Below are 14,936 nucleotides of genomic sequence, written 5' to 3'. Positions count from 1 at the left end.
AACGAGTATAGAGCACCCACCCGGAAACGCACTGCGCGTGTATCGCTGGGCAGACCTACCAAACCTGACAACCCCAGCGTTGTACCGGGTCACTGATCCGGGTCAGGAACCGCGCAAAATCTACGCATCCAAGCATAAGCGCCAAGTCCTTGAGGGGCTGATGCGGTCGCCACTCTACGCGGCCAGCTACTGCCGCCTGTCGGATCAGGTGCTGCCCCTGCGCCGCGATGACGGCGTGAACATTGAATGCAAGATGTATCGCGGAGACGCAGAAACCGGACGCCAGAAATACGGTATCTATGTTCTGGTTTCGCAGGTCGAGTTGATCTCAGAGCGCGAGGTGGCGGCATGAGAACCGTTGACCTGCAAGTATCTACCCTTCGTCGCAAACACGGTCTTTCAGAGGCCGCTGCGCGCATTGTTGCAGCCCTGTATTACGGGGAGCGCCGGTCATGAGTATCGCTATTAAGAAAAACAAAGCGGAGGAAATCCGCGTGTCCCGTGAAGAATACATGGGACATGACCTGGTGACGGTCAGGGTATGGTTCAAAGCCGAGACCGGAATCATGCACCCAACCAAAAAGGGGGTGGCGTTCAGCGCTGCCCTTCTCCCTGACATTCAGCAAGCATTGACTGAGGTCGCTCAGGAAGGGGGTGAGCGATGACTGCTCTGGTCCAAAGCCCCAAGCCCCAAGTCCCTGCGGAAGAGATTGCGCGCCTTCACGGGGCCGGTTTCAACCTTTTGCCACTTGGCGGTGGATCGGACGCAAAGGCCCCTCTGTGTAGCCTGCAAGATACTCACAGATACCCTCTAAAGCGCGTACTTGGACCGATGTACGGCAAAGGCAGCGCGTGTTACGGGGTTCGGCTTTCAGGGTTGGTCGTCATTGATTGTGACGACGACGGTACCGGATTAGTCAACGAGATGGAGGCTCGTTTTGGGGCCTCTCCAGTGCAGGTTTCCACTCCACGTGGCGTGCATCTGTACTACAAGGACGATGGCGGTCAGGCACCTAACCTGCGCGCTCAAGGCTTCCCTGTTGATGTGAAACGCGGTGCCAGCAGCTATGTTGTAGGCCCTCACTCAATCCGGCCTGATGGCGGTGTATATCACCCTGTCCAGGGTATTCTGGGTGCCGACGATTTGCCCGCCATTTCACTACAAACCGACACGGTTCAGGCTAGTACCGGTGCAATTTCTAAGGGCAGTCGCAACCGAGAACTCAGCCTTACCGCAATCGGAATGGTGGAGGCGGTCGAAACGCCTGAAGAGTTGTTTTGCAACCTCGCCTTCATCCGTGATGACGAATGCGAAGATCCCGACACGTTACCCGATTCCGAACTCCGCAAAATCGCCGATTGGGCATGGGCAAAGAGATTGGAGGGCAAAGTGTACCGCGACCGCAATAGTGAATTTCGCATTAACCGCGCCGCGCTGGACAAGCTGTCAGAGTATAACAATGCATCCGATGCAATCGCACTGCTAGTGACCCTTCAGGCCAACCACGGCCATATCATTGGCAAGACGTTTGCTCTGGACCACGCAGGAATGGCGAAGGCAGGTCACACCAGCTTGGGTCGCCGCCGATTTTCAGACGCCATCAAGTCGCTTCGTCATGCGGGCCTTCTTGGTGTCGCCAAGGAGTACTCAGTTGGACGCAGCCATCGGACCTACCGGCTTCTGCGGATAACACCTGAAATGCCCAACGTGCATTCACTGCACTCTGCTCAAGAGGTCTCCTAATGCAGGGGGAAGGGGTTTCTAAATTACATATGTTGACCGGAAGCGGTCAAAAGGGGCTTTGCGCCCAAAAATTACCAACAATCCAACAAGCGAGGCATGAGCAATGACGGACGATACCGACCGCAAAAGCGGAACCAATACGGAAGAAAGAAACCCGGATGGAACTTTTGCAACCGGCAACTCCGGCAAACCCAGAGGAACCCGTCACAGGGTCACACGGGCGGTTGAGGAATTGCTTGAGGGCCAGTCTGAGGCAATCACACAGAAAGCAGTCAAAATGGCACTTGAGGGCGACAGCACGGCTCTGAGGCTGTGTCTGGAGCGAATAGCGCCCACCCGAAAGGACGCTCCTATCAGCTTTGAGCTTCCGCCAATCAGTACTGCCGGAGAGGCCTCAAAAGCCTCGCAGGCGGTTCTGATGGCGGTTTCTGAGGGAGAAATCACTCCGCTGGAGGGCGCAACCGTCATGGCACTGGTGGAGCAGTTCAGACGGGTTCTGGAAACAACCGAACTGGAACGCCGGATCACAGCATTAGAGGCAGCAAAATGAGTGGACTAATCAAACGCGTCACAAAACTTGAAACGCGCACGTCAGCCGAACCTCGGCAATACACCGTGTATCGCACAATCGTCAGCAGATGCGCTGATGGAAGCCTTAAGGAACGGCTCTCGACTATTCGCGGGTTTGGTAAACTGCTTCGCCGCAGCTCTGCTGAAACGAAAGACGAGTTCTTGGCCCGTGCCGAGCAGGAATTGAAGGAGCAAGACAAATGAGTCTGAAATCACGAGTTGAAAAAATCGAAGGTAAATCCGGGGAAAAACGAGGCATCGAGCTGAGTGCAGCCTACGTGTGCGAACTGCAATCAGTTGATGAAGAAACCAAAGAAGGCGGCGAGCCTCGGCTGGCTTACATCATGAAAGGCCCCAAAGCAGGTAGCCAACTATCAAGAAACGAAGATGAAACACAGGAGGAATTCAAGGCCCGTGTTGAGCGCGTCGTGGAGGGTTTGGAATGAGCATTAGAAACAGAATAGGAAAGCTGGAGAAGGTGTCATTCAGCGGGGAACCCGATTGGTGTCCGCAGTTTGAAACAGATGCATCAGGGTCCCTCGTAGCTGGCAGCTTCCCGGAAGTTGGAATGATGCGGCTAGTTCGCAAAGAGGGTGAGGAAGAGGCGGATTTTCGCAATCGTATCCATCTGGAGACTTCCAAGAAAACTGCTGGCATGCCCGACGTAGTTTACCGAAGACTCACGACAGTAACCTTGGAAGGATGCTTAAGAGCGCTGGAGATTGAAATTGCAAACCACTATCCGAACCTGCTGGCTGAGTTAAAAGTAAAGGGAGACCTAAACGCCGAATAAAAACAACCCGGTTGCAGAAGATGGAAGCCATGCTTTGTTGGAACCGAGTAACCCCCTCATAACGCGCCGCCACCAATTTGTTGCTTTGCCTAATGTTTGAATTGTGGCTGGTTCATTAAACGAACGCGAAAAAACCACCGAGTTCGCCACAGATAAATTTGGGATGTCTAGAAACTCGTGGGGCGGCACGTCGAACTAATTACCCCCTCAAATCCAGTAGGAAAAACCAGAACGTTCTAAAATCAAAACACGCCGCCCTCATTGGCAGAATGACATTGTGGCAAGATTGTGTCCACGTTCCGATTTGAAATTAACTGTTTCCAATTTGGAAACAAACTGTTTCAATAGGTTCCGCATAGTTAAGGGTTTTCCCCAATGCCGGTCAATCGGTCTCGCTGGCATAATTAAATCAAGGGAACGAAGCTACCACTTTGCACGCCCCCAAGATTGAGGGGCTGGCGATATACCCCCTCGGCCAGCCCCTCGCTCCACCCATCACCTCAAAGCGGATGTGATAGGTAGCTCCGATTGTCAGCGTCAGCGTGGTCTAAATGCATCCTGTTAACCAACTTGGGTACACTCGCTATTTTCGGGGAGTCGAGAACAAGCAAAAATGGAATCCAACGACCACCTTCAATCCTGCTCAGGCCATTCCGGCGGCTTTCCAGGTGCTGGCACATCGTGACGTTCCAGCCATTCCTTGATTGCTGCCCAGTGGTCCTGCGGCTTGGCAGTGTACCTACGGGAATGCAGGTCAGACATTGTTCGTTGCAGTTGCGGATACCACTGGATCTTGAGCTTAAGGCCGTGGACCTTTGCCCAGACACGCAATGCGCTTTCCCAATCGGTAATAGGGCGCGTTTCAAGCTCTTTGTGGAGGTCAAACGGAATTCGGTTGGGCCATGTCGTCATGCCCCGGATATGAGGCAGCTATAGGTAAGCGGCAAGCAGTATCGCGCGTGTTACCCAGCTTTCGCGTAAGCTGTCAGTTCGACTTCTTCCGTATCAAATACTTCGTACTGCCAATACTGTCTGGACAGTCGCCACCACCTTGCCACTAGCAAACCGTCTACAAAACCCCGAACATGACATCTTTGGTGGCGCGAGTGGGTTGGGTGCGGAAACGTATCGCCAACCATCAGTTTATGTTCCATCTCGGTCCTCCTTTTTGCGGGCTTCCCCGAAGACCCACAAACCCAGTATAACATAAACGCCGTCTAAACCCGGCAAGCGCTCCTATTTTTATACACCTTTCGGCACAGTTTTCCTTCTAGAATTGGGATCAGTTCCTAGCCAAAAGCATCGCAAGAGCCAAAGCGACATCACCAATTACCCAAAATGTTATAGCCAATCCAGTACCGTCCACGGCAACCAATTTAATGGGTCCAGAACCTAAGATTCAAAAAAACCCAATTACTTCAAACGGAAGAATGATCCATTAAATTGCTTTGTTCTGTGCGGGATATTCAATCATCGCACTTAATCGCACTTAGCTGCGCCAGAATTGCACTTGATTTTAACCGGCCCTTTCTTTGGTGGACCGCTAATCTCGTTGACCCCTTCATTGATTTTCTTCTCACTATCGGAGTTAATGAAATACAGTATAAGTGCAATAAGCCCAACCGGCACAGCCACGAGCAGGTGGATGTTGGCTTCTGTCGTCAGTCTTGGATCACTTATGTAGAGATCCTTATATATCTCTTCCATCTCTGCACTGAAGTCATCAAACCCTGAGACTGAGCAGCCTTGCTGCGCGGCGGCGGGGCGGATAAAAAACGTTGCGTTCGCCACGAACGCCGCACACATTGAAATGAATTGACGCCGGTTGGCTGGCAGCAATTTCGAACCGCTTTTAGTCATTTGAGAATACCCCACCTTTAAGTTATTGAAACAAGATTACCATTGAGGCGAGTAGTGGGGGTAATTCTGAGCGGCACCTTCTCCACATACAAATTGGTCGTGACTTTTGCTGCTTTCACAGCATCCTCAATGGAAAACCCCGAAATTCTTGAATATCCTCTCCTTGATGCAAGTCGGGATATTTCACCAACTCCCATTGGGGAGCCTCTGGAGGCATTTTCTTTCAAAACATCGAAGCACAAATCTGGGTATTGTTGGTATGATTTCATGACCGCGTAATATCCAGTATCTGCATCGCTTCTAGAGACTTGAAAAAAACCAAAATTCGTCTTTGCGCGAATAGAGGAGTCACTAGAAAGTACAGAAATCCTCGTCGCAAACATCTCTGCCGAAAACAAACAAGTTGGGGACCAATAAAATTCCAGATTGTCCGCCGAACTAACCCCAGACGTTGCTGGCAAAATAAACACACCAGTATATTCGAGTGTTGCGCGAGAAAGAGTTTCATCCGCTACATTCTGCGAGACCAAGGGTCTGTCGGTTTTCGACGAACAAGCGGAAATGGTTTGCGTGGCCAGTATACCAACTGACGATAACAGAATACGATTCATTTCAAAATTCACTTCAATAGACTACGGGCAAAAATTGGGGTCTTGTGAAACAAGCTGGTTTAGCAATGCAATCTCTTCCACTGTGAAATCCCCGAGCTGTTGGGATAAATCTCTGGAATCGTCACCCCTCGTTTCACTATTGTCACCTGTGATTTCATTGAGAGTGTTTTGGGAATTTGGTCGAGCAGTGGGGCCAGGGCGACTGTATCCAGGAAGATTCCCGCTAGTTGATCCAGGTTCCGGTCCCCCCCAACTTACGGAGTAATTTCCATTGCGGTCGATTGTACCGGAGAAAGATCCTGAATACTGTTCAGTTACACTAGTCACCCCTCCAACTGGATCAGCGGTGTTGTAGGTGTCTGTACCCGAGAATGACCCAGATATATTACCATTTGCTGATATTCTCCCACTAACTGAGCCGGAGTCTACCTCGTCTGGAAATCCTGGCACAGAATTCACCTCGGTCCAGCCCCCCGAGATACGTCCAGATTGACTGATAGATACAGAGCCGCCCGGAATGTCGAAGCTTTGCGCTTCTGAAGCTGACGTGGTGAGAATGAATGCGACCAAAGCAGAAAGCGGGACATGTCGAAATATTCGGAAAAACAAATTGCACCCCCTGACAAATAAAATTTACGATAAATGTAATCACAGATTTTATAACACAATTTCTAAGAAAATCAAAAAAGTACTACTCGTTGCTTTTTTGGGTGGCGCGAAATTCTAGCTGTCACCGCCAACCCCCTGCTCAATCGTTCAACTATTTGGCCCCGGTCGCGGCGCTATTTTTTTACCTACAATACCTAGCCCGTTTAAGCCGTGACTTGGCCGCTGGCGTCTCTAAGTGCCTGTATCGACCCCCGGAGTACTTCTTGCAATCTAAAGCGTGTCCTGCGGCGATTACAGCGGCACTGAGGTTTTCACCATCTGCGTAACAAGTGCCGATATAGCGGTCTCCGTTCATCTCGCCTGTTAGTTCGCACCTTATGGACTTACCGCGCAGATAGTTAACCATCCAACGTCTTCCGCTCTGGCCAGCTAATGTGTCCATCTCAGGCGCATCAACGCCTTGGAACCGGACCGGAGTGCCATCAACAACAATGGTGTCAGCGTCTCGGACGTGAAGGGAACCAGCGGTAGCGGTAGTGGCGAAGAAAACGGCTAAGGCAACAAGAAGATACTTCATCAATCAGGGGATCTCTAAAATGGACTCTTTATTGAGGTATGCAGCTATACACTCGATAGCAACCCGTGTGTGCTGAATGAGTATTCTTCCTTTTTCCCAATGATAACGTGGTCATGGATAAGAATGCCCATGGTGCTGCAAGCATCAAGAATTCGTTCAGTCATAAGTATGTCCGATTTGCTGGGCGTTGGGTCACCTGATGGGTGATTGTGGACGAGGATCAGCGAACTAGCGTTCAATTCCAAAGCGCGTTTCACAACCTCGCGCGGATAAACAGGTACGTGGTCAACTGTGCCCCTCGCCTGTTCCTCATCTGCAATCAGAACATTCTTTCGGTCCAGATAAAGAACGCGAAACTGTTCCACCTCACGATGCGCCATTGCCGTTCGGCAGTAAGTGACTAAGGCTTCCCAGGACGACACTACATCCCGCTTCATCACCTGTGCCTGAGCCATTCTTTGTCCGAAGGCCTCAACCACTCGCAGGTGATAATAGACCCAATCATTTGCGCCTTCGACTTTGAGAATCCGATGCTTTGATGCAGCAATAACCCCGTTCAGGTCACCAAACTCTGCCAGAAGGCGCTTTGCCAGTGGTTTGACGTCAATCCTCTGGATTGCGTTGAATAGCAAAAGTTCCAACAGCTCGTATTCCGGCATCGGCTCGTGACCGCCCTTTAGAAAGCGTTGCCGCAAGCGTTCTCGGTGACCCCAATAATGGGGACGCTTAGCTCCATCGCCGCCTTTCACCATTCCGCCGCCAGCAGCGTTCTTTGGCGAGAGGCGGCTGCGGTAAACGTAAGACGGTGAGTGTGCCGGTTCGGTGATTGCGTCAGGCGGTGGGGTGCGCGCTTCCAGATCCTTTAAGCCCTGCATAGCATCCTCCGAAAAGCCGTTCAGCCCGTCGATTTTAACCAACTTTCCGAACTTCTTCGGATCTCCGGCTATAACGTCTTTCAATCGTCCCAATAACTGACTTTTCATCTACGAGCCCATCTGCGCCACAACATGTCTAGAATGCTCAAATGTTGGTTAAAGGATCGTAAACGCCGTCTTGAGCCGCCCTAATTTCTCGGCAAGTGGAGGGATGTTGTTTTACCTCACCTCCTTTCGAATGTTCCGGCTCCGTTCTTGCGTTTCGTGGGGTAATATGTTACCTACAATGCCATAAATGAGGCGTTGGCAGCAGGTGCAAAATGATAGGTTTCAGCAACCTCCCACTGGACGATTCCGGGGACCCGATCCCCACGTACCCGGTTGAGCTGCAATCAAACGCCCAATTGCTGACGGCGCGCATGACGGCAGTTTTGTACGCAACCCCCAATCAGTTCATTGACGTACTTCGCGCGGATCGGGCCGCATTGGCCGATTACCTTTCCCAGCTTGACGAGGCCATTGATGCGCATGAACAGGCAAGACGGGGGCTCAATTGATCCTAGGGAAAGCCCTAGAAACAAGGACAGCATGAAATGAAATTAGGTCAATTCACAAACGCAGCGACACGCAATAACGAGCAAATCCCCGCGCCGCCTCTTGGTATTGGTCCCGCCTTGCAAGAGACATACCCCCTCCTGTTGGCTATGTCCAAGGGCTTGCTTTCCGGACAGGGCGTGGGTGCTTATCTAAATGAAGGTTTCGCCCTCATGGATCAGCGCAGGCAGGAGCGGGAACAGAAACAGCGGGCAAACGCCCATGCGCAGCGGATAAATTCGCGCCTAAGCAGCTTTCCCATGGCTGCGTCCTCGCGGACACGAGGTGTGAAACGTCCCATGCAACCCCGCACCCCAAACCAAGCCATAGGCGATGACACAATGGCCGCGCTTGGCAAGGACGTTGCTATGTCCATTGAAGGTCAGATATTGAAGGGCCTACAGGACCGGGGAATGTCGCCCCATGTTGCCGAGGCATTTGTGATGAACGCCCGTGATGAGTCGGGCTTACGCACAGATATCAACGAGCATTCCCCGTTGGTTCCGGGTTCCCGTGGTGGATATGGGCTTCTTCAGTGGACAGGATCGCGTCGTGCCGCGCTGGAGCAGTTTGCCGCACAGCGGGGGAAGCCTGTATCGGACCTTGATACACAGCTAGATTTCCTAGTTCATGAGCTTCAGGGTTCGGAAGCAGAGGCAGGACGCACCATTCTTTCGACCCGCAACCGCCCAGAAGCGGCAACCGCTATCGTAAATGATTTCTTGCGCCCTGCTGAGGAACATCGTGCGCGCCGCGTGGCGCAATATGGAGGAGTGCAGGTTGCTTCGAACGACCCGAACGACCTAATTACGCTACTGGCTGATCCAATGACTACGCCCCAACAGGCGCAAGCAATTCGACTGCAATACGAGGCGGAGATGAAGGCTCGTCAGCAGGCCAACACTGTGCCTAATTTCAGCATTCAGGAACTCGCGGACGGGCGAAAGTATTATATTGATCCAACAGGCCAGCAAGACCCACGTTTGGTTGCTCCTAATGTCACGCCGACGCCTGACGAAATGAACTTTGGGCGCTTCAAGGTCGTCGGCAATCAGCTTTATGACCTTGCCGCAGAGGGCGGTCCTGCCGTTGTCGGCACCAGCCAACGCACACCCGGGTTCAGCGTAACCACGCCTGACGGAACGACTGTCACTCACGGCTGGCAGGGAAACACCCCGCCGGGTCAGAATGGTAACACCACGGCGACTCCGCGCAATCCAGGACAGCTTGGCAAAGAGCTATCGAAGAAAGACGCAGCAGCGCTTGAAGAAATCAACAACGCAGCCAGAACTGCAACGGACATCGAAAGTCTTGCAACACAGCTTGAGACCATAGCATCGCAGGTTGGATACACAGGTCCCGGCGGTGAGTTATACGGGCGCGTTGATGACATTGTTGGTTTCCTACCCGGAGACAGCGGCGCACGTGGCGCTTTCAAGTCTCTGGCGATGGAGGCTCAATTGACCTTCACCGAAAAGACAAAGGGCGCAATTACTGACCGGGAAATGGGCATGTTCCGCGCAGCCGTACCGAATTTGGGCCAGACCCAAGAAGGAAACATGGCAATTGCTCAGGTGATGAAAGCCGGGGCCGCACGGGCGCAGACCCGCGCCGCTTTCTTTGAGAACTGGGCGCGCAAGCATGGCAGCCTGGAGGGTGCGCAGGAGGTCTGGTCGGAATACATGCGGGATAACCCGCTTATTGCTGAGGAGGGTAATGGTATCAAAGCCAACCCAGAGGGCGATTGGCAAAGCTATCTTAACCGTCAGCCCGCCATGTCCTACACACCTGAGAGCATCCTTCAAATGGACCTCAATCAGCTTAGCATGGTGCCTGTCGAAAAGATGACAGGGCCACAACTCGACGCTCTGGAGCGCCGCTTTCAGGAGTTGAACCAATGAACGGTGACCTACAGCAACGCATCGCCAACCGGCGGGCAGAACTGGCCCAACAGGGCAATCTGGCGGGAATGCAGGACCGCATTGCTAAGCGTAGGCAGGAACTGTCTGGTGATGTTGTCGCCACAACTGAGGATGGCGGCAAGGTATTCAAGCGGGAGGGAGGGTCTCTGTCCTTCACCTCACCGGGATATGCCACAAACGACCAAGACCGTATCGCGGAAATCATGGAGGGCGCACGACCAGCGGATCTGGTTCAGCGGGACTTTGACCAGGAACGCATTGCCGAGAACCCGATTGCAGCCCGTGCGCAAGAGTTCCTTCAGGGTACTCCGCTTGTCGGGGAATGGGCTGATGAAGCCGTTGGAATGGTAAGTCCAGAGGCGGCAGAAAACATGCGCCTGACCTCTGACGCCATGGAACGCCAACATCCAGGCCAATCAGCGGCGCTCAACGTTACAGGCGGTATCGCAACAGCGGTTCCACTTGCTGCGGGAGCAGGAGCGACGAAAGCCGCAGACTTCATTGCCAAAGGGGCAAATATGCTCACGCGTGGCGCTCGGGCGGGCATGGTTGCAGCACCTGCTGGCGCTGTAGAGGGGGCCGTGAGTTTTGCGGGTCGGGCTGATGAAGGTGAACGACTGCCACAGGCCGCAAAAGGTGCGGGCATTGGTGGAACTCTGGCTGCTTTCTTAGGCCCGGTTGCGTCGATGGGGGGTGAAAGTGTTGTTCACGTCGCCCGCAGAATTAAGAAACTCGATATACGAACCATTGCGGACGAACTGGGCATTTCTCCCAAGGCGGCGCGTATCGTCAAACAAGGTATCATGAGCGACAATCTTGACGAGGCGCAGGCGCGACTGGCCCAACTGGGTGAAGATGCATTGCTGGCTGACGCAGGGCCGTCTACGGGCGCTTTGCTGGATGCAGCGGCCACTACGGGCGGAAAAGCCCTAAGCGCTGCCAGAGAGGCCGCAGACGGGCGCGCAGCGCTGGTTGGGAAACGTCTGCCCCAGGTATTGGACAACGTGTTCGGCAAATCCAAGGGCATCAAGGCCGCCGCAAAGGAAATCTCGCAGGGCACTGCCTCCGCAAGACAGAGGGCCTATAACGCCGCCTACGCCAAGCCGATTGACTATTCCAACGCCAAAGGCCGTCAGATTGAATCTGTGCTTTCTCGAGTTCCGCCTCGTACTTTGAAATCTGCGATAGATGAAGCCAACGAGGCCATGACAGCAGCAGGGCGACGCAATCAGCAAATCATGGCGCAGATTGGAGACGATGGCAGCGTGACTTTCAGGGAAATGCCCAACGTTCAGCAACTGGACGAAATCAAGAAAGCACTTGATGGCATCGCGCGGGCGTCTGTCGATCAGTTCGGAAGAATGAACGCAGCGGGCCTGAGAGCCCGTAAGTTGGCCTCGGAGCTACGCGAGACCACAAAGCAGGCCGTTCCTCTCTACGGGCGCGCTCTGCGTCTCGGTGGCGATAAGGTACAGCAGGACGAGGGCCTCGCGCTCGGTAAGAACCTTCTGTTCAAAGGCACTACGGTTGAGGACGTGCAAGGCTTTCTGAGTCAGGGCGTGTCCAATGAAGCCCGGCAGGCTGTTAGACAGGGTGTCAGGGAAAGCATTGAACATAACCTTTCCAACGTGCGCCGGACCATCACTGATCCGAACACAGACGCGCGCGAGGCCATGCAATTGGTCAAGGAAATGTCCAGCCGCGCCAACATCCAGAAACTGCGCCTTGTTCTCGGTGGGCCTCGGGCGGGTCGGTTGTTGAAGGAGCTGGACCGTTCGGCAACGGCACTGGAACTGCGGGCCGCTGTGGCTCAAAACTCCAAGACTGCCATCCGTCAATCCATTCAGGAACAAGTGGCAGAAGAAACTGCACCCGGCTTGGTACGGCGAACGACCGGAAACCTTGGCAATCCGCTAGATGCTGCACGGGAGGTTACGCAATCTATCGCTGCAATCGACCCGCGCAGCATGTCAGCGCGTGAAAGAGGGATGTTTGCGGAAATTGCTAAGGCACTTACCGGCATTAAGGGAAAGGACGCACAGGACGCGCTCAGGGCCGTCAGAGGGGCCTTAAAGGGTCAACCGCTCAAAGACGCCCAGGCGCAGCTTATTGGGCGTGTGGTGTCTGGCGCGACCGCTCTAGGGCTGTATCAGAGCGCCAAGCAACCCCTAGCACACACACAAGGCCGCTGAAGCAGGCGATGACAAAGGGGATCATGCCGAATTGATGGTAAATCTGCATGTATCCCCAACCAACGGCAAAGACCGTCACAGGGGCGCATAGCAAAATGACGATTATGGCAAGGGCAAAAAACAATCTACGCATGGCACCAAAATAGGGGTTCTACCCGCCCCGGTCCAGACAGGAGGCAAAACATGACCAGTGAAACCAAGATTTGCGGAGCCAGGACCAAGTATGGTGTTTGCCTGGAGCCTCCTGTTGAGGGAAAGACCCGGTGCCGCCTGCATGGCGGGCTATCGACCGGCGCGAAGACCGCAGAGGGCCGTAAGCGTATCTCAGAAGCTAACACTGCCCTTTGGGCAGAGCGCAACCGCTTGATTGAACTGGCACGGTCCCTTGAAGCAACGGCAAGTTAAATTGGTGTTGGGAAAGCGCCACAATCTCTTGCCCCCACCCTATGACCCTAGGAATTCTGCTTCACCTTCTGGCTCTTATCGGAGATTGAATAACGGATGAAGTATTTTACCCAAACGTGTGGAGATTTATGTGCAAACTTTTACGAAATACCTCTTTGCGGTAGCACTTTTTTTCATTGCCGCAAGCGATAGCGGGATAGCCCAAGAAACTTTTTACAACAAAGGTAGAGTTGCGCATTGGGGCTTGTTCAAAGACGGCGACTATTGCTGGATGGCTACTCGTATGGTCCCAAAGGGACGAATTCAAGAAATTACACTAATGGTAGACAGCGAGAGCAAAACCTTTATTCAGTTGACTCCGACCCGAGCAACGAAAGCGCTTGTCTGGGAAAATCTATCGCTTAGCACAGATGCGAAGGCAGTCTCATTTGAAGATGACGAAGGCTGGGGCATAAATCCAAGCAAAGACCAATCAGCTACCACGCAAGAAATGCTGTCATTTCGCAGAGTGAACTTTGATGGCCTCATGGTCAAAGGCCAACAACGCATCCAAGTTCAGGGGCACTTCAAAACCAAAAAGGGTTTAGAGGCGTACAAAAAGATGGTTGAGCATTGCGACTAATGCAGACGTGTTTGACGCGCTTCGCAGAGCTTTTTTCGCTTAACCGGCACTGTGCATAGTTGATTGATTCGAAAAATTTAGTTTCTTACTCTAGTTGAGTAATACTATGAGTACAGAAGAAGCCATGCCGCGTTAAGCGAGCCTACGGAGCAGTCTAGAAGTTGACATCGGATAATAATTCATTTGGCCCCGAGCACACCGGAGCCGGAGTGCAATCCACATATATTCCATCGCGACCGCCACCCAAAAGGAAGTTTCCCGTTGGCGTTTTTCTGATCTGGGGTGTGTTAGGCCTTCTAGTCGTATTGGGTAAACCCTACTTAATGGGCGACCATACACACAGTAAAGCAGGACCCAAATACACCAGCGGTACTTTCACTTGGCAGAGCTACGATCCCACTTGGTCCACCTTGTTAGGCGAGTATGCGCTCGACGTTAAAGTGAACCCCTTGCGGATTAGAGGATCGGACAAAGATACATTCACTGTTACCGGCGCGTTGCTTCGTTCTCTATGTGGCTCTGTACTGACAAAGTTGCCGGACCCGCCCGATGGGGTCACTCGCGACGATATTTACCGTCTCGGCTTTCGGTTCTTTGAAGCTGAAGACGGTGCGTCAACAGACATATTTCCAGTGCAGGTTCAAGGCGGAGCCTGCCGTGCCTTCGACGAGCAATTGATTTTCGACTGGAGTTACCCAGGACCGTTGACCGGTTGGTCGCCTGTAAGGTACGAAAAACCCGCCAAAGACGAGTTAACGCTAACCTTCGGTCGAAGAGGCGAAACCAAAGTTCCCTATGAATTGCTTGATCTAAATCTTGCTTGCGACGCGCTCTTCAAAGATTCTTCTGACAAGATGCGAGAGATGCTGAAGGAAGCAAGTACGATCAACATTCGCGTCGTTAAAGGATTTGTATCAGGTATCGCCTGGGTTGGGCTTTATAAGGTGCAGCGTTTTCAGGTCATCGACGACTCCTGCTTTCCTGATGGTGAGGTTCTCGACGGATAGATACCATCCAAACATGACCGCCAGCTTAGGGAGTTTGATGCGCGGATAAGGTTTCAACCTCCCTAAGATTGGGGGCGTAAGGCGTTACGAGGGCGACCCGGTACAACCCCCAATGGGGGACGTGCATTTTTGGAACGCCTATTCCGTAGCGGCGGGTTCGGTTTCCGTATCAGCAGCCGGTGCGGTTTCTTCGCCAGCGCCATCTTCACCGCCTGACCTCATCATTGAGAAAACCAACACAAGGGCAAGGACCGCAACTGCGATTATCAAGTAGTTTCTGTTCATATCTATTCTCCCAAAGCGGTGAATGGAACGAACAGCGGCTTGCTCCAATGTTTCAGGCCGTTCTAAGCTTTACAGGAGCCTCGTTTGAAAGTTGTTCGTATCTATCGACCGCCAACAGATATTCTTTGAGCTGCTTGCCTTCGTCTGTGTCTGGTTCAGACCCCCAAAGATACTCGATTTCCCGGAGCGCAGAACGGTACTCAGCCTGGGTGCGAACAATGGTCATGGCAATACCTCAAAGAAAAATCAATGTGAGACTCAATACAGGAA

20 protein-coding genes are annotated in these 14,936 nt (G+C 52.8%); 13 read left to right on the top strand and 7 right to left on the bottom strand.

The window, feature by feature from the left end; genetic code table 11:
* The first annotated feature begins 37 nt into the window (after positions 1–37).
* The 7 genes from GOW93_RS17200 to GOW93_RS17170 all read left to right on the top strand — a co-directional run bounded on the left by GOW93_RS17200 (position 38) and on the right by GOW93_RS17170 (position 3,107).
* Complete coding sequence (locus GOW93_RS17200) at positions 38–352, top strand: hypothetical protein (RefSeq protein WP_170387013.1); 315 nt, start codon at positions 38–40, stop codon at positions 350–352.
* Positions 353–452: 100 nt separating this feature from the next.
* The gene (locus GOW93_RS17195) at positions 453–665 is read left to right on the top strand and encodes a transcriptional coactivator p15/PC4 family protein (protein WP_170387011.1); all 213 of its coding nucleotides are present in this window, start codon (positions 453–455) and stop codon (positions 663–665) included.
* Positions 662–1,744, top strand: a complete 1,083-nt coding sequence (locus GOW93_RS17190; RefSeq protein WP_170387009.1) for a bifunctional DNA primase/polymerase — start codon at positions 662–664, stop codon at positions 1,742–1,744. Before GOW93_RS17195 ends, GOW93_RS17190 begins: the two co-directional genes overlap by 4 nt.
* Before the next feature lie 103 nt (positions 1,745–1,847).
* A complete protein-coding gene (locus GOW93_RS17185; protein ID WP_170387007.1) occupies positions 1,848–2,294 on the top strand; it encodes a DUF5681 domain-containing protein in 447 nt (148 codons plus the stop codon).
* Complete coding sequence (locus tag GOW93_RS17180) at positions 2,291–2,518, top strand: hypothetical protein (RefSeq protein WP_170387005.1); 228 nt, start codon at positions 2,291–2,293, stop codon at positions 2,516–2,518. The genes GOW93_RS17185 and GOW93_RS17180 overlap by 4 nt, the downstream gene beginning before the upstream one ends.
* A complete protein-coding gene (locus tag GOW93_RS17175) occupies positions 2,515–2,760 on the top strand; it encodes a hypothetical protein (RefSeq protein WP_170387003.1) in 246 nt (81 codons plus the stop codon). The genes GOW93_RS17180 and GOW93_RS17175 overlap by 4 nt, the downstream gene beginning before the upstream one ends.
* Positions 2,757–3,107: a hypothetical protein gene (locus GOW93_RS17170; protein ID WP_170387001.1), complete on the top strand. Its 351-nt coding sequence runs from the start codon at positions 2,757–2,759 to the stop codon at positions 3,105–3,107. Before GOW93_RS17175 ends, GOW93_RS17170 begins: the two co-directional genes overlap by 4 nt.
* Positions 3,108–3,740: 633 nt before the next feature.
* Here the strand turns inward: GOW93_RS17170 and GOW93_RS17165 are convergent.
* From GOW93_RS17165 to radC, 5 genes are all read right to left on the bottom strand, one after another.
* A complete protein-coding gene (locus tag GOW93_RS17165) occupies positions 3,741–4,019 on the bottom strand; it encodes a hypothetical protein (RefSeq protein ID WP_170386999.1) in 279 nt (92 codons plus the stop codon).
* A gap of 567 nt (positions 4,020–4,586) precedes the next feature.
* Positions 4,587–4,967 carry a hypothetical protein gene (locus GOW93_RS17160; RefSeq protein WP_170386997.1) on the bottom strand — a complete coding sequence of 127 codons (381 nt, stop codon included), beginning with the start codon at positions 4,965–4,967 and terminating at the stop codon, positions 4,587–4,589.
* Between the two features lie 17 nt (positions 4,968–4,984).
* Complete coding sequence (locus GOW93_RS17155; RefSeq protein WP_170386996.1) at positions 4,985–5,578, bottom strand: hypothetical protein; 594 nt, start codon at positions 5,576–5,578, stop codon at positions 4,985–4,987.
* Positions 5,579–6,368: 790 nt separating this feature from the next.
* A complete protein-coding gene (locus tag GOW93_RS20965) occupies positions 6,369–6,764 on the bottom strand; it encodes a thermonuclease family protein (protein ID WP_368039685.1) in 396 nt (131 codons plus the stop codon).
* 44 nt (positions 6,765–6,808) lie between these two features.
* Complete coding sequence (gene radC, locus GOW93_RS17150) at positions 6,809–7,516, bottom strand: RadC family protein (RefSeq protein WP_438826201.1); 708 nt, start codon at positions 7,514–7,516, stop codon at positions 6,809–6,811.
* Between the two features lie 443 nt (positions 7,517–7,959).
* Between radC and GOW93_RS17145 the strand changes: the two genes are divergently transcribed.
* The 6 genes from GOW93_RS17145 to GOW93_RS17120 all read left to right on the top strand — a co-directional run bounded on the left by GOW93_RS17145 (position 7,960) and on the right by GOW93_RS17120 (position 14,381).
* On the top strand, positions 7,960–8,196 hold the full coding sequence (locus GOW93_RS17145; RefSeq protein WP_170386995.1) for a hypothetical protein: 237 nt from the start codon (positions 7,960–7,962) through the stop codon (positions 8,194–8,196).
* Between the two features lie 36 nt (positions 8,197–8,232).
* Positions 8,233–10,134, top strand: coding sequence for a phage tail tip lysozyme (locus tag GOW93_RS17140; RefSeq protein ID WP_217354813.1), 1,902 nt, complete (start codon positions 8,233–8,235; stop codon positions 10,132–10,134).
* Entirely contained in the window at positions 10,131–12,347 is a 2,217-nt protein-coding gene (locus GOW93_RS17135) for a hypothetical protein (RefSeq protein ID WP_170386994.1), read from the top strand. The genes GOW93_RS17140 and GOW93_RS17135 overlap by 4 nt, the downstream gene beginning before the upstream one ends.
* 183 nt (positions 12,348–12,530) lie before the next feature.
* A complete protein-coding gene (locus GOW93_RS20665; RefSeq protein WP_174819141.1) occupies positions 12,531–12,752 on the top strand; it encodes an HGGxSTG domain-containing protein in 222 nt (73 codons plus the stop codon).
* A gap of 130 nt (positions 12,753–12,882) precedes the next feature.
* Positions 12,883–13,374 (top strand): hypothetical protein, encoded by a 492-nt coding sequence (locus GOW93_RS17125; protein WP_170386993.1) that lies wholly within the window; start codon positions 12,883–12,885, stop codon positions 13,372–13,374.
* A 323-nt stretch (positions 13,375–13,697) separates the two neighbouring features.
* On the top strand, positions 13,698–14,381 hold the full coding sequence (locus GOW93_RS17120; protein ID WP_170386992.1) for a hypothetical protein: 684 nt from the start codon (positions 13,698–13,700) through the stop codon (positions 14,379–14,381).
* A 138-nt stretch (positions 14,382–14,519) separates the two neighbouring features.
* On the opposite strand, the gene GOW93_RS17115 is transcribed toward GOW93_RS17120, so the two are convergent.
* Both GOW93_RS17115 and GOW93_RS20710 read right to left on the bottom strand, forming a co-directional pair.
* A complete protein-coding gene (locus tag GOW93_RS17115) occupies positions 14,520–14,666 on the bottom strand; it encodes a hypothetical protein (RefSeq protein ID WP_170386991.1) in 147 nt (48 codons plus the stop codon).
* Positions 14,667–14,718: 52 nt separating this feature from the next.
* Positions 14,719–14,892, bottom strand: a complete 174-nt coding sequence (locus GOW93_RS20710; RefSeq protein ID WP_217354812.1) for a hypothetical protein — start codon at positions 14,890–14,892, stop codon at positions 14,719–14,721.
* Positions 14,893–14,936: the final 44 nt, after the last annotated feature.

Origin of the sequence: Ruegeria atlantica, assembly GCF_013032455.1 — a bacterium.
Classification (GTDB): domain Bacteria; phylum Pseudomonadota; class Alphaproteobacteria; order Rhodobacterales; family Rhodobacteraceae; genus Ruegeria; species Ruegeria atlantica_B.
This window is presented reverse-complemented; position numbering and strand designations above follow the sequence as displayed.

Bases quoted from the DNA above. Each gene is read 5' to 3' on its own strand.
- GOW93_RS20965 (WP_368039685.1), bottom strand. From the start codon at position 6,764: ATGAAGTATCTTCTTGTTGCCTTAGCCGTTTTCTTCGCCACTACCGCT.
- GOW93_RS17140 (WP_217354813.1), top strand. From the start codon at position 8,233: ATGAAATTAGGTCAATTCACAAACGCAGCGACACGCAATAACGAGCAA.
- GOW93_RS17155 (WP_170386996.1), bottom strand. From the start codon at position 5,578: ATGAATCGTATTCTGTTATCGTCAGTTGGTATACTGGCCACGCAAACC.
- GOW93_RS17170 (WP_170387001.1), top strand. From the start codon at position 2,757: ATGAGCATTAGAAACAGAATAGGAAAGCTGGAGAAGGTGTCATTCAGC.
- GOW93_RS17160 (WP_170386997.1), bottom strand. From the start codon at position 4,967: ATGACTAAAAGCGGTTCGAAATTGCTGCCAGCCAACCGGCGTCAATTC.
- GOW93_RS17190 (WP_170387009.1), top strand. From the start codon at position 662: ATGACTGCTCTGGTCCAAAGCCCCAAGCCCCAAGTCCCTGCGGAAGAG.
- GOW93_RS17185 (WP_170387007.1), top strand. From the start codon at position 1,848: ATGACGGACGATACCGACCGCAAAAGCGGAACCAATACGGAAGAAAGA.
- GOW93_RS17195 (WP_170387011.1), top strand. From the start codon at position 453: ATGAGTATCGCTATTAAGAAAAACAAAGCGGAGGAAATCCGCGTGTCC.
- GOW93_RS17145 (WP_170386995.1), top strand. From the start codon at position 7,960: ATGATAGGTTTCAGCAACCTCCCACTGGACGATTCCGGGGACCCGATC.
- GOW93_RS17115 (WP_170386991.1), bottom strand. From the start codon at position 14,666: ATGAACAGAAACTACTTGATAATCGCAGTTGCGGTCCTTGCCCTTGTG.
- GOW93_RS20665 (WP_174819141.1), top strand. From the start codon at position 12,531: ATGACCAGTGAAACCAAGATTTGCGGAGCCAGGACCAAGTATGGTGTT.
- radC (WP_438826201.1), bottom strand. From the start codon at position 7,516: ATGGTGAAAGGCGGCGATGGAGCTAAGCGTCCCCATTATTGGGGTCAC.
- GOW93_RS17120 (WP_170386992.1), top strand. From the start codon at position 13,698: ATGGGCGACCATACACACAGTAAAGCAGGACCCAAATACACCAGCGGT.
- GOW93_RS17180 (WP_170387005.1), top strand. From the start codon at position 2,291: ATGAGTGGACTAATCAAACGCGTCACAAAACTTGAAACGCGCACGTCA.
- GOW93_RS17165 (WP_170386999.1), bottom strand. From the start codon at position 4,019: ATGACGACATGGCCCAACCGAATTCCGTTTGACCTCCACAAAGAGCTT.
- GOW93_RS17175 (WP_170387003.1), top strand. From the start codon at position 2,515: ATGAGTCTGAAATCACGAGTTGAAAAAATCGAAGGTAAATCCGGGGAA.
- GOW93_RS17135 (WP_170386994.1), top strand. From the start codon at position 10,131: ATGAACGGTGACCTACAGCAACGCATCGCCAACCGGCGGGCAGAACTG.
- GOW93_RS20710 (WP_217354812.1), bottom strand. From the start codon at position 14,892: ATGACCATTGTTCGCACCCAGGCTGAGTACCGTTCTGCGCTCCGGGAA.